This is a genomic window from Microbacterium sp. zg-B96, assembly GCF_030246865.1.
Taxonomy (GTDB): Bacteria; Actinomycetota; Actinomycetes; order Actinomycetales; family Microbacteriaceae; genus Microbacterium.
Map to the genome: position 1 here is coordinate 1151183 of NZ_CP126738.1, position 12393 is coordinate 1163575.

A 12393-nucleotide genomic window follows, 5' to 3' on the forward strand; every position below is an offset into this window, starting at 1 on the left:
ATGAGAGGCCCTGCCGTTCTGACGCCGTTCGCGAACGGCAACTTCTCTGTGTACTTTGCGGGACAGGTGGTCTCGAACACCGGAACGTGGTTCCAGAACCTCGCGCTCTCACTGGTGATCCTGCAGGCGACGGGTAGTGCGGCGTCGCTCAGCGGCGTCACGATCGCCCAGTTCCTCCCGCTGCTGCTGCTCAGCATCCCGGCGGGATGGCTGGCGGACCGCGTCCCTCCCCGCTCGATCCTGCTCGTCACCTCGGTCGTCTCTGCGGCGATCGTCGCCGCGCTCGCGGTCACGGTGTCCGAAGCTGCCCCCGTCCTTCCCGTGATCTACGTGCTCGTCGCAGCGCTGGGCACAACCCATGCGTTCGAGAGGATCGCCGCGCAGGCCATCATCTTCGAGATCGTGGGTCCCGGTGCGCTCACGCGTGCGGTGTCGCTGAGCACCATCGCACTCGCATCGGCGCGGTCGATCGGACCGGGACTGGCGGGGATCGCGTTCCAAGACCTCGGGGCCACGGCGTGCATGCTCGTCAACTCGGCATCCTTCGTGCTGGTCTTCGTCTCGGTGCTTCTGATCCGCCCTGCGCGCCTGCACCATCGTCCGGTGACGACGTCCAAGGCGGGCGCGCCCCCGAAGCCCCGGCTTCGAAGCAACCGCCCGCTCGTGACGCTTCTGGTGGTGAATGTCATCGTCGCTCTGTGCGCGTTGAACCTGCTCCTCGTACTGACCTCGACGGTCACCCTGACGTTCGCGGGCGACGCGACGGCTGTGGGCGCAGTTCACGCGCTGAACGCGATCGGCGCGATCATCGGCGGGCTGATCGCCGCGGGGCGGTCGATCGTGACAGTCCGCTCGCTCGCCGCCGCCTCGGCTGCGCTCGGCGCCGTACTGGTGCTCAACGCCGTCGCACCTACCCTGCCGGTGCTCCTCCTCCTGGGCCCGGTGCTCGGGTTGGGCGTGGGCTACTACCAAGGCATCCTGTACGCCGCGGCGCAGGCGAGTGTGCCACCGGAGATGATCGGGCGCTCCATGTCGCTTGTGACGATGGGCAACTACGGAGTCATGCCGATCGGTGCACTCCTCCTCGGCTGGCTCATAGACGCGTCGTCGGGAAGGGTGGCCCTGCTCGTCGGGGGTATTGGAGCGCTGCTGTGCTCAGTGTTCGTCGCGGTGCGCACCCGGGATCACCAGTGACAGACGACTAGATGTACCCGGCTATGAGGATGGTTCCTGTGCGGGTCTTGTGAAAGGGGAGAACCTCCGGGCTTAGTGGAGATATCTGACGTCTTCACAAACTCGGAGGTTCTCGTGTCCCACCGTAACGCGCGCCTGACCGTACACGGCAGGCTGCTCATCGTTGATCGCGCCCGGGCGGGGTGGAAGCAGGCGCATATCGCTGCGGCGATGGGGGTGTCCCGACGCTGCGTGAAGCGGTGGCTGGACTGCTACCGCGCTGTGGGCGAGGCCGGTCTCCACGACCGCTCCTCACGCCCGCACCGCCTCGCCAACCGCACTCCCGATGCCAGCCCGGCCGCGGTGGTCGCGATCCGGAAGATGGAGCGAGTCGGGCGGGACGAGGTCGCGGCCCGGACCGGGGTGCCGGCACGGCATCACCCGGATCGAGCGTCTAATCACCGACAACGCCTGGGCCTACCGATACTCGCTGCGCGGCGTCTGCAGCGATCACGGCATCCAGCAGAAGTTCATCAAACCGCACTGCCCATGGCAGAACGGCAAGGCGGAGAGGTTCAACCGCACCCTGCAGACCGGGTGGGCATACCGGCAACCATTCACCTCAAACAACGACCGCACCGCCGCCCTTGACCCCTGGCTCGAGCACTACAACACTGAACGACGCCACTCAGCCCTCGGAGGCAACACCCCGATCAGCCGACTGCAATCAACGTCCCGACCCGGTACAACTAGATGGGCGCCAGCTTTGTGCCGCGACTCGGCCGCCGCCGCAACGCGACTGCCTCGCCCTCCGCCTTCTTGTCGCCGAAGTAACCGCCGGCCAGCACCTCGGCGGCGCGGTCCAGGATCTCCGGGAGGGCTGCACCGAGGGTGTCATCGAGCTCGCTGTTCAGCCGTACCTCGCGCGCGATGAGCGCCCGCTCGCATTCGTGTAGCGCCGCCCATCCGCGTTCGGTGAGACGGACCAGTCGCACGCGCCGGTTGGTCGGGTGTTGCACGCGTTCGATCAGCTCGGCGGTGAGCAGCTCACTCGAGACCACGTGCGCCGCCTGCGAGCTGACGAAGGTGCGGCGCGCGATCTGGGCGTTGGAAAGCGGAACGCCTTCGCCGAGGACCTGAAGGATGAGCAGCTGGGGGAGGGTCAGCCCATGCGAGAGCGCGTCGTTCTCCGCGGCGCGGTTGAGTGCCCGCGCCAATCGGTAGGCGGTGTAGTTCAGCCGATCGGTCGCAGGCTTCCCGCGGTCATCTCGAGGCAGTGCCAACACGTTTCCACTGTACGGGGCTCGCGGCGTCGTGGACGGCCGATGCTTCGGCTCGCCGTCCTCGCTCAGTACAAGTGCTTCGGCTCCCTCTGCTCGCTCGGCACACTTGACTCGGGCCCAGGCGCGGGTCAGACCTCGGTGAGCGGCCAGCCCGTGTAGGCCTCGGCGAGGTAGGTCATGCCCGCCTCGGACTCGACGACCGAACCCAGCTCACCGAGCTGACGCACTTGGTCGAAGTCGTCGCATCGGGGGAGGTGTGCAGCATGGAGGTCATCCACCACGAGAACTGCTGAGCCTTGCAGATGCGCGGAGCGCGGCATACGCGAACCTGTCGATGAGCCGCTCTTCGCCCTCGAGGAGCAGTGCCTGCAGCGCGCGGCTCAGCAGGATCACGTCGACGACGACGAGGTTCATGGCCCTTCGCGCCGGTCTGCGGGACGGTGTGCGCGGCGTCTCCGACGATCGCCACGCGACCGCGGCGCAGCTCGTGGGCGACGAAGCTGCGGAACCTCAGCACATCGCGCTGGAAGATTGGCCCCTCAGCGAGGGGCAGCAGCGCACGCGACACACGAGGCGTGCAAGGGGTCGCTGGTTCAAATCCTGTCATCCCGACCGGTAAGTCCCGGGAACCTAAGGGTTCCCGGGACTTTTTCGTGGGTGAAACTTGATCACGTCATCGCAATGCCATCACTTTGACCTGTCCAGCGTCGTGTCGCGGCGGGGTGCCTCGACTGGCTGGACTTCGCTCCGGCGGTAGAGCCGCGCTGACTGATTCGGTGCCCGTCGCGGTGGCGGTCATCGGGCATTTCTGCGGGCGGGCCTTCTGAGGCAGCATCGCCTGAACCTCGGGCTAGCGGTGGCGGTTGGAGTTGTGGGCGGTTATGGGGCCGGTGGGGGAACCGGCGATCGATCTGGATATCGGTAGATTCGCCGGATGGGAGCTTTGCGTGCCGCCATGGTCGGGTTCACCGTTGTTGTGCTTTCGGCCACGTTGTCCGGATGCTCGATCGACTCGGTGATCTGGGGGGCAGACGGTGCCCGTTCAGACGACCGAAGAGCTCGTCGACGATATGTCCACGGGCGAGGCCTCGGGCCTCATCTGCGACGAGTCCGTCGCGGACCTCGGCAAGGCGACGGATTGGGTCGGCCTGTCGGCTGGCGAGCCGGAACACTTCGTGGGCGACTACTGGGAGAAACAGGCGGTACTCGATCCCCAATGGAGCATCAATCTCGAGGGCCTTCCCGAGGGTTTGACACCCGGGTCCACGTACCCGGGTGACGTCTTTTACCGCGAGACGGACGAGGGACTGTGCGTGATCGACATCGCCTGGTCCACTCTCGTCGACGTCGGCTGACCGTTCCACACCGCTCCGCAGGATGCCCGCCTTGGGTGCCCGCTGACGGACCGACTTACGAGCGGTGACTGCCGAACTCGCGTTGCACATCGGCGAACGCCTGAACCTCGTCCTGAAGGCGGTCTGCCAACCACTCTCCGTCGCGAAGCCACTTTTGCAGGTTGGTGTCGGCGTCCCACCCCTCGAACGGGTCGGCGTGCTCCTCGAAGAAGGCCTGCCACCCGGCCAAGTCCTCCGTAAGCTCCTGACTCAGGCCGTAGGTCTCAGGTGTGGTCGTGTACCCGACGTCCCACGTCGGTGTGGAGTTCTCCCAGAGCGGGAAGTCGCGCGAGTAATCGGCGAACATGCGGATGACCCGCCGCTCCGGCGGGAACCGAGGTAGGGGCGGTGGCATGTTGAGACAGTAGCGGACCGGCCTGCGGGCGTCGATCGACGCCCACGCCTGTCCGATCCGGACGCACTGGGATTCCTACTCATCCTTTGCGACGGCAGCACGCGGCGACAGCCCGTGATAGCCCCAATCGGCGCACAGTTCGAGCGGCTCTTGGCGACACTCGGCGATTGCCTCAGCTAGACGACGCCAGCGGGGTCGAGCTCCCGTGAGCGCTGACAACGGCCTCCAGCATGCCAACAGTGCCAAGCCGGACGATGCGAACCCCCGGCATCACAGGCCGAAATCATGGGTGGTCGTGCGGGCATGGGTCACCTTAGGGCTCGATCTCCCCAAAAGTGGAGGTTGAGCCCCGTCTCGCGCAACCCGTTAAAGGTGGGTCTTTTTCAGGTATCCGACTGGCGTCTCAGAACTTCCTCAACGCAGGGAGAATTTCGCACTCGGGAGGCTCGCTCGGCCATCGCGTCTCGGGACCATGCGCCGATCGCGTGTCATGAAATGGGGGAGCCTGTCGGGTGCTCACGGGGGGCACGAGATCGTCTGCGTCCTAGCCAGACAAGGATCGAACCGCCGACGACAAGGCATGCCGCAACAATCAATGCGATGTTGAACGTCACCTGGTCGCCGACGCCCACACGCAGATTCTCCCAAAGGAGGTAAGTGAAGGCCCCGACGAAAATTGACGCCATCAAGCTGAAGTACCCCGCGGCAATGAGTCCGCCCCCTGGGCCCGGAGGCGGGCTAAAGTCCGCAGGTCCCGGAAGCCTAGCCGGGGCCGGGGCCGGCAATTCCGGGCTGGAGGATTCCGCGGGTTCAACTGCGAGAATCTGAGCCACGCGCACGGTTGCGGCCTCGTATGCATTGGAGATTACAGCGCTCCGTTGTTCCGGAGGCAGTTCAAAGTCGGTAGTGCGCACCGCTGGCGAGACAGGTACCACGATGACGTGGTCGCCCGGTCCAGCTCCGGCCCACACCGGCACCTTGACCGCCGCCCCCAGGGAGGCTCCGAGGACTGAGGTGGCGTCGAACAACAGAAATGTCTGGAACCGAAACGTCACGAGAAGGAGACCCGCGACAATCGCGATGGCGGCTGGCAGTGCCAGCATCAGAAAGAAAGTCACGGGGGTCCATAGCCCGGCCAAGGGATCGTCGCCGGCGGGTCGCAACCCAAACAAGTCCCTCAACTCGTGAAGGGCCCAGAGCGACAGCCCAAAGCACAATGCGATCGCGCCGAGCAAGATAACTCGGACCATGCGGCCACCCGCAAGGAAGCCAAGAAAGTCGATCAGCACCGGAAGGATGCTCTTTCTCCCGATGATGAGAAGAGGTAGCGCGACAGCTGCTTGCCAGGCAGCGCCCTCCCATGAATAAAGCGGGTGACCGGCGAACAGTACGCCTAGCATGGCGGCGAACGCTAGTCCAAGGCCGAGCGCCGCGCAGAACCTCTGCAACTTCCCTCCGGGCATCTCGCGCTTGGGTAAGCGGGACTTCACCTCCGTCTCGCCGACGAATTGTCCTGGCCGATCGAGTAGCAGCGCGGGGTCCTCAGAAGCTGCTTTCAGTACAAATCCGACAGTCCGAACTGTGTCAGGGACCGCGTCAAGGTGCCGGAAGGCTCGGAAAGAGGCGTCCGCGAATATGAACCGCGGGTAGTTGGCCCACGCCCCGCCGTCGAAGATTCGACTCTGGCGCCAGTGTTCGCCATCGCCGCCCATCACGAGTGCTTGTTTCGGGAGTGCACCCGGGATCGCAGAAGAAGCCACGACGGCCCAGGAGACTTGTGTCTCCGGGGCGTTGGTGTGATTTAGCACGACGGGTGTCCCGCCGTCGGCATCGAGCACTACGACGAAGAGGTCGATTCCAGTCGCATCGAAGAGTTCAGCAAAAGTTACGTCGGTCTCGATGTCAACCCGGGGGCCACGCAGGCGCGCTACCTGGCCACGGAGGAGCCCCTCCAACCAGTCACGTAAGGCGCTGGTCTCGTAGAGCGGACGATCGGCACCCATGATGGCATCGACGTGATGCCACCAACGCGCTTTACGCAAGCTGGCCAGCCCTTCCGCACTCCGGGCCTCCAGCTCGGCGGGGCTCAGTCCGGCCGCTATCAAGCAGGCGGTGATCGCACCCGCGGACGAGCCCGCGACCGCTTGAAACCAACATCGATGTTCGGCGACTGCTCGCAAAGCGCCGACGTAAGCAACGCCCTTTGCGCCACCACCCTGGAACACCCCATTCCAACGTTCCAGGATCGAGGCCGCTTCCCACCATCTTTCGGTCGTCACAACCCGCAGGCTACGACACGGCCCGTGCGTGCAACAGGTTGCCGATGCGGGAAGCGGGATGACCATCGATTCTGAAGGGCGGCCAACTCGCCAGCGAGGTTAGGCTGCAACTTCTTCGCCGATCGACATCGCGCAGGTATTCGCAGAGCTTGCCGTCGAGGTTTGGATCGGCTCGCGCCGGCACTAACCGACGTCGAGGGTGCGAAGCTTTCCAGAACCCTTGTCGAGACGGTTGCAGGCAGCTTGTCGACCTGTGTCCGCTGAGGGACCGGCAATCGGTCGCATAATTAGTTTCGAAGTCCCGCGCCCTCTATCTGGTTGCGCCGCTGTGGACTTTATGCGGCTTGCTCGGGGCTGGCGGGTTCCGCGCCGTCTGGCCAGGCTGCCAGGCACACCTTGTTTCCCGACCGGTCGGCGAGGATCCATCCGCTGGGCGCCTCGACGGATTCAACCACCCGGCCCCCCGCGGCCACTGCCGCGGCGACGCGAGCCTCGATGTGCTCCTTGGCCAGCGAGACGTCGATGTGCATGGCGTGAGTGAGGGGCTTTGAAGGGTCCAACTCCTGCATCCATACCGTTGATCCCTGACCGAGCGGATCGATGCAGTTGTCCTCGTGCAACGGCGCGTATCCCAGCACCGCTCGCCAGAACCGCAGATCGATCGCGTCGGGCATTGCTGCGACAGCGACCTGCACCTCCTGTACCCGGGCCGTGTCGGCGACCGCACCGTGGTCGCGGGCGATGGTCGAGATCTTCCTAGCCACATCAAGGTGCGACCGTTCGGTTCCCCACATCTCGCGAGTCAGCTTTACCGTGAGACGGTCCGAGACCGCTGTCAGCAACGTGCGCGGGCCGAGCCCTGGGATCTCCGCCACGGCCGCCGCCAGCCGCGCAGCCTCCTGGAGCGAGCCCACCTTGAACACGGCGGTCGGGCCACCATGAAGAATCACCCAGTCATCGACGCCTTCGCCGGTGAGGAACGCACGCCACCCGTCTTCGCTCATGGCGATCACCCTACGCGCGCGGCGCCGCGCGCGGGAGCGCGCCCGCGGGCAGACCGCCCGTTCATCGACCGGGTTTCGGTCGACTCCATCCGGTGCGATGGTGGCCGCATGGAGATCATCGAGTGGTGGCCGAAGCTGGACTCCGACGCCAAAGCGTGGCTCATCGCACACAACGGCGAAGCGGTGTCGCCGGAGGTGATGAGCAAGATCGCGGCGGCCGGCGGCTCCGTGACCTCGAGCGCATGGTGGGTCGGCGAGTCAGGACCCGACGGCTACTTTCTCTCGGACGAAGCAGTCGACTGGATCGAGGCCGCCGCCAATGACGAACCCGACTGATTCGCGCGCGGCGAAGGACCGGTATCCGTGCGTTCGCCGACTGTCGTTGATCGCTCGTCGGTTCCGCGCCGACGAGTGACGCAGTGACTCGCGTGTTGTCTAGTGGATAGGGTCACACCATGACAGCGCAGCCCGTCGTGGAGAAAAACCCGCTGATGAAGCGACCCCGACCGATCAGTCGCGGCACCGTCCTCGCGGTCGGAGTGATCCTGATTCCGATGGCGCTGACTGTAGCGTTCAACAGCTACGGCGCGCTCACAGTCGATGGAGCGCTTCGCATGGCGTTCGCGACCGTTGCCGGCCAGACGATCGCTATTCTCAGCGCGATCACCGCACTTGTCCTCACGGTTAAGCGCAGATATGCCTGGCCGACCACCGTGGCGTTCGCAATCATCACCGCGTTAGTCACTATGTGGGCGTTCGGCAGTATCGCGTCAGCCGGCGAGTCACTGCTAAACCGCTTCGACGTGATCGCCGACGTCAACCAGCTCAACACTTAACATCCCGCCGCCGGTCAAGCAGCGCGGTAGACGGGGGCGCGGAGTAGTCGGTCACCTATTCGATGATGAGCGCGCTCAGCGACCAACTTGCGGCCTCGACAGGAATCCCGCCTGCGACGAGCATGGCCGCATGGAAGTCATCCGCGTTATCGCCGATCTGCACGTCGCTGACATCCCCGCCGCACGGGACTTCTACACGGAGTTTCTCGGACTCAGTGCAGAGGACTTCAACCTGGGCTGGGTCGCGCGATTCTCCGCCCCCGAGCTCAGTACCTACGACCAGACCGTACACATCCAACTGGTCTCACGTGATGCATCTGCTCCGGTGGATCCCGTCGCATCGATCTTGACGCCGGACGTCACCGCGGCCTACGAAGAGGTAAAGCAGCGCGGATACGAGATCGTGTACCCGCTGACTCACGAACCCTGGGGCGTGCATCGATTCTTCGTCCGCGCCCCCGACGGCAATGTCTTCAACATCGTGCACCACGACAAGTGAGAGGCACGCAGGAGGACCGTCATGGGGCCGCCGTGGTCCCGTGGCGGCGGACCGTGTCACGCTACATTGACAGGATGCCTTTCGCGTTGCTCTTCACGTTGACCCTTGCCCTGCTGGCCGTGTTCCAGCTCGCGCTCGTGTTCGGTGCACCGTTGGGGCATTTCGCGTGGGGCGGGCAGCACCGCGTGCTTCCAGCCCGTAAGCGCATTGGGAGCGTCATCTCCATACTGATCTACGGGATCATGGCGGTTGTGGCGTGGGACCGCGTGGGCGCGATTAGCATCTTCCCGGACCAGTTCTCTCAGGTCGCGATGTGGGTGATCTTCGCCTACTCGACGCTCGGGATCCTGATGAACGCGATCTCCCGCAGCAAGCCGGAGCGCTACACGATGGTGCCGGTTGCGGTCGCGCTGTCGGTGCTGTCGTTTCTGATCGCGATGGCCTACGGAGAGATGGCAATGGCGATCTGACCCGCACCTCGAAGATGGCCCACGCCCGGGTGCAGCGGTCGGCACCTGGCTCAAGAGACCCAAAGCCACGGCGCGGCCCCCGGAAACGGGCATTCACAACCTGAGCGCTGTGAGCATCAGATCCGGGAAGACCCCGATCGAACGGCTCCGTCGCCGAGATCCTCCAGCGTGGCAGGATTAGCGCGCTCAGGGACCGATGAAGGTGCACGCCCAGGCCGACCGCCTACGATTCGCGGGCTGTCCGACCCCGGTGACTCGGCGGCCCAGTCGCCATCACAAGATGACCCGAATGATCAGTAGAGGGAAGCGGGGACCTGGGTCGTGACCCGCTTTTCGGCGCAGGTGAGGCGGTCGAGAACTTGAACATCGAGCGCCCGCAGGGCACGCTCGTGCTGGAACTTGACGCCGACGGTCATTTACTCGGAGTCGAGGTACTCGGAGCAAAGGCCCTGCTGACGGCAGAGACTATCGGGGACGCCGACGTGCTCGCGTAGCGACCGGCTATCGATCTGGATATCGGTAGATTCGCCGGATGGGAGCTTTGCGTGCCGCCATGGTCGGGTTCACCGTTGTTGTGCTTTCGGCCACGTTGTCCGGATGCTCGATCGACTCGGTGATCTGGGGGGCAGACGGTGCCCGAGTGATTCAGACGACCGAAGAGCTCGTCGACGATATGTCCACGGGCGAGGCCTCGGGCCTCATCTGCGACGAGTCCGTCGCGGACCTCGGCAAGGCGACGGATTGGGTCGGCCTGTCGGCTGGCGAGCCGGAACACTTCGTGGGCGACTATTGGGAGAAACAGGCAGTACTCGATCCCCAATGGAGCATCAATCTCGAGGGCCTTCCCGAGGGTTTGACACCCGGGTCCACGTACCCGGGTGACGTCTTTTACCGCGAGACGGACGAGGGACTGTGCGTGATCGACATCGCCTGGTCCACTCTCGTCGACGTCGGCTGACCGTTCCACACCGCTCCGCAGGATGCCCGCCTTGGGTGCCCGCTGACGGACCGTCTGCGCCGAGAGCAACGCGAGGTGGCGATCGCCCGACCTCGGCAGGTACAACCCTGCGGCGGTCGTCTACCTGGGGCCATCCTTCGGTCACACCCGATCCAATGGATCATCCCGTATGGCGAGCTGTTGCGACTGGACGGCGCGGACGCTCACCGCGGTGTACTGAATGGCAACATCGTTGCTCCCGGCTAAGAGAACGCTCGAGCGAGTAGCCAACCGCGGGAGGGCGGCACGCGAGCGCCACGCACAGCCCGTTGCCCGTCAGCTCGTGGCTCGCAGTGACGACCTGAAAGGTCGTTCTACTCTTCCGGGATGCGATAGATCAGTTCACCGTGAAGTATCGAGATCCATCCGTCTTCGTCGGCCGCCCACTGTTTCCACGCGTCACTGATCTCGCGAAGCCCGTTGTGGTCGGCGAGTCCGGAATCCGTGAGCTGGCCCGTTATCGCAGAGTTGAGGATGCGATCTGACCACATGCCACCCCACCATTCGCGCTGCTCAGCCGATGCGTAGCACCAAGTGCTCGACGTAACGTCGACGTTAGTGAAGCCTGCCGAATGCGCCCAGGACAGCAAGCGCCGACCGGCATCCGGCTCTCCCCCATTGAGGCGAGCGACATCGCGATAAAGCCTCAGCCAGGAGTCGAGCGCGGGCAGCTCCGGCCACCAGCAGAACCCCGCATAGTCGCTATCTCGGACAGCGACGATCCCACCGGGCTTCGTAACCCGAGCCATCTCACGCAACGCCTGAACGGGATCAGCGACATGCTGGAGCACCTGATGTGCGTGGGTCACATCAAAGCTGGCGTCGTCGAATGGGAGTGCATGGATGTCGGCCGTTCGAAAGTCGATGTTGCTCACGCCCCGCTCCGCAGTTGTCGTCCGCGTCACCGCCAGCTCATCCGGTCCGATCTCAGTCGCGCTCACGGACTGGGCGAGTTGAGCGAGGTCCGCCGTGATGGTCCCGGTGCCGGCACCCACGTCGAGGAGTCGATCGGTGGGCTTGAGCAGCGGCAAAAGATGGGCCGCGGAGTTCTCCGCGGTTCGGGAGCGGTGTGATCGCAACACGGACTCGTGATAGCCGTGGGTGTATTTCGCCATGAGATCTCCATTGAGGCCGGTGCAGGTTGTTCAGCTCAGCCTCGTTCGGTTGATGTGCCATGGGAAGACCGGGTCACTCCTAGGTGTGGCGCACCCCCTTTCCGCAAAGTCGAGGCAGGGTCTGCGAGAGTTTCTGTATGACTCACGAACTCGGCGATTTCCTTCGAGCCCGGCGCGCTGACGCCGCCCTCGAGCCGCAGCCGTCGAGGACGACCCGACGACGAGTCATAGGTCTGCGGCGCGAGGAGGTGGCTGCTGCTTCGGGCGTAAGCATCGACTACTACATTCGCCTCGAACAAGGCCGCGAGAGCAACCCCAGCGATACCGTGTTGAATGCGCTTGCCCGAACACTCCGACTTACCGCCGACGCCACGGAGCACCTCTACCGTCTTCGAAATCGCGGCCCATCGGCGCTGATCGCCGAGCGGAGGGTCGATGATGCGCTGAGAGATCGCATGACCGCGTTGGTCGAAGCCGTCAGTCCGCACCCCGCATATGTGCTCGATCGCTTGAGCTACATGGTCGCAGCAAACGCGGAAGGACTGACCCTCTACGACGGCTTCGCTGGCACACCACCAGCGCAGCGCAACACCTGCCGCTATCTCATGAACGATCCAAGAGCGCGAAGCACCTTCGTCGAATGGGAAGAGCTCGCCCACGGCGCCGTCGCACATCTGAGAGCCGCCAACGCGGATGATCTTCAAGACTCCGAGCTACAGGCGTTCGTTGGCGAACTGAGCGCGACAAACTCGCAGTTCAGAGCGTGGTGGAGCGGACACATCGTCGAGCGTCGGCGCACATCGATTAAGCACCTCCGAACCGACGGCGGCGACGTGGTCGCACTTCGCCATGAAGTCCTTTACCTCCCCGAGGACGGCCTCCGCATGACTCTGTGGCTCGATCCAGAACAGCGCTGACGGACCGGTCGCCTTCAGCGATCTGCTTACGCGACGAAACTGTCGCAGTGGTGGACCGGCTTTCGCACACC

At 64.6% G+C, this 12393-nt stretch carries 15 protein-coding genes and 2 pseudogenes; 9 read left to right on the plus strand and 8 right to left on the minus strand.

What is annotated here, in order from left to right:
- Together QNO11_RS05185 and QNO11_RS05190 are read left to right on the plus strand one after the other, a co-directional pair.
- A complete protein-coding gene (locus tag QNO11_RS05185; RefSeq protein ID WP_257510265.1) occupies positions 1-1194 on the plus strand; it encodes an MFS transporter in 1194 nt (397 codons plus the stop codon).
- 114 nt (positions 1195-1308) lie between these two features.
- Positions 1309-1909: pseudogene (locus QNO11_RS05190) on the plus strand (integrase core domain-containing protein); the annotation flags it as partial.
- A gap of 13 nt (positions 1910-1922) precedes the next feature.
- On the opposite strand, the gene QNO11_RS05195 reads toward QNO11_RS05190, so the two are convergent.
- The 3 genes and pseudogenes from QNO11_RS05195 to QNO11_RS05205 form a co-directional block, all read right to left on the minus strand.
- On the minus strand, positions 1923-2459 hold the full coding sequence (locus tag QNO11_RS05195) for a MarR family winged helix-turn-helix transcriptional regulator (RefSeq protein WP_257510264.1): 537 nt from the start codon (positions 2457-2459) through the stop codon (positions 1923-1925).
- A gap of 267 nt (positions 2460-2726) precedes the next feature.
- A complete protein-coding gene (locus tag QNO11_RS05200) occupies positions 2727-2870 on the minus strand; it encodes a hypothetical protein (RefSeq protein WP_257510273.1) in 144 nt (47 codons plus the stop codon).
- A gap of 61 nt (positions 2871-2931) precedes the next feature.
- Positions 2932-3063 (minus strand): annotated as a pseudogene (locus QNO11_RS05205) (hypothetical protein); the annotation flags it as partial.
- A 427-nt stretch (positions 3064-3490) separates the two neighbouring features.
- On the opposite strand from QNO11_RS05205, the gene QNO11_RS05210 reads away from it, so the two are divergent.
- Positions 3491-3811 (plus strand): hypothetical protein, encoded by a 321-nt coding sequence (locus QNO11_RS05210; RefSeq protein WP_285169782.1) that lies wholly within the window; start codon positions 3491-3493, stop codon positions 3809-3811.
- A gap of 55 nt (positions 3812-3866) precedes the next feature.
- Here the strand turns inward: QNO11_RS05210 and QNO11_RS05215 are convergent, their stop codons facing one another.
- The 3 genes from QNO11_RS05215 to QNO11_RS05225 form a co-directional block, all read right to left on the minus strand.
- A complete protein-coding gene (locus tag QNO11_RS05215) occupies positions 3867-4205 on the minus strand; it encodes an immunity protein CdiI family protein (protein ID WP_257510279.1) in 339 nt (112 codons plus the stop codon).
- A gap of 488 nt (positions 4206-4693) precedes the next feature.
- Positions 4694-6484 carry a patatin-like phospholipase family protein gene (locus QNO11_RS05220; RefSeq protein WP_257510278.1) on the minus strand — a complete coding sequence of 597 codons (1791 nt, stop codon included), beginning with the start codon at positions 6482-6484 and terminating at the stop codon, positions 4694-4696.
- 335 nt (positions 6485-6819) lie between these two features.
- Positions 6820-7488: a VOC family protein gene (locus QNO11_RS05225; RefSeq protein WP_257510277.1), complete on the minus strand. Its 669-nt coding sequence runs from the start codon at positions 7486-7488 to the stop codon at positions 6820-6822.
- Between the two features lie 108 nt (positions 7489-7596).
- On the opposite strand from QNO11_RS05225, the gene QNO11_RS05230 reads away from it, so the two are divergent.
- The 4 genes from QNO11_RS05230 (at position 7597) to QNO11_RS05245 (ending at position 9293) form a co-directional block, all read left to right on the plus strand.
- Positions 7597-7824, plus strand: coding sequence for a hypothetical protein (locus QNO11_RS05230; RefSeq protein WP_257510257.1), 228 nt, complete (start codon positions 7597-7599; stop codon positions 7822-7824).
- A 119-nt stretch (positions 7825-7943) separates the two neighbouring features.
- On the plus strand, positions 7944-8324 hold the full coding sequence (locus tag QNO11_RS05235) for a hypothetical protein (RefSeq protein ID WP_257510260.1): 381 nt from the start codon (positions 7944-7946) through the stop codon (positions 8322-8324).
- Between the two features lie 130 nt (positions 8325-8454).
- Positions 8455-8823, plus strand: coding sequence for a VOC family protein (locus tag QNO11_RS05240; RefSeq protein WP_257510276.1), 369 nt, complete (start codon positions 8455-8457; stop codon positions 8821-8823).
- Between the two features lie 74 nt (positions 8824-8897).
- A complete protein-coding gene (locus QNO11_RS05245; RefSeq protein ID WP_257510275.1) occupies positions 8898-9293 on the plus strand; it encodes a hypothetical protein in 396 nt (131 codons plus the stop codon).
- Positions 9294-9586: 293 nt separating this feature from the next.
- Here QNO11_RS05245 and QNO11_RS05250 read toward each other — a convergent pair whose 3' ends face one another.
- A complete protein-coding gene (locus QNO11_RS05250) occupies positions 9587-9709 on the minus strand; it encodes a hypothetical protein (RefSeq protein ID WP_257510274.1) in 123 nt (40 codons plus the stop codon).
- Positions 9710-9825: 116 nt separating this feature from the next.
- Here QNO11_RS05250 and QNO11_RS05255 point away from each other — a divergent pair, with 116 nt between their 5' ends.
- Positions 9826-10251: a hypothetical protein gene (locus tag QNO11_RS05255; RefSeq protein WP_285169783.1), complete on the plus strand. Its 426-nt coding sequence runs from the start codon at positions 9826-9828 to the stop codon at positions 10249-10251.
- A gap of 353 nt (positions 10252-10604) precedes the next feature.
- Here the strand turns inward: QNO11_RS05255 and QNO11_RS05260 are convergent, their stop codons facing one another.
- The gene (locus QNO11_RS05260; RefSeq protein ID WP_257510263.1) at positions 10605-11405 is read right to left on the minus strand and encodes a class I SAM-dependent methyltransferase; all 801 of its coding nucleotides are present in this window, start codon (positions 11403-11405) and stop codon (positions 10605-10607) included.
- A gap of 137 nt (positions 11406-11542) precedes the next feature.
- Here QNO11_RS05260 and QNO11_RS05265 point away from each other — a divergent pair, with 137 nt between their 5' ends.
- Positions 11543-12322: a helix-turn-helix transcriptional regulator gene (locus QNO11_RS05265; protein ID WP_257510262.1), complete on the plus strand. Its 780-nt coding sequence runs from the start codon at positions 11543-11545 to the stop codon at positions 12320-12322.
- Positions 12323-12393 lie beyond the last annotated feature (71 nt).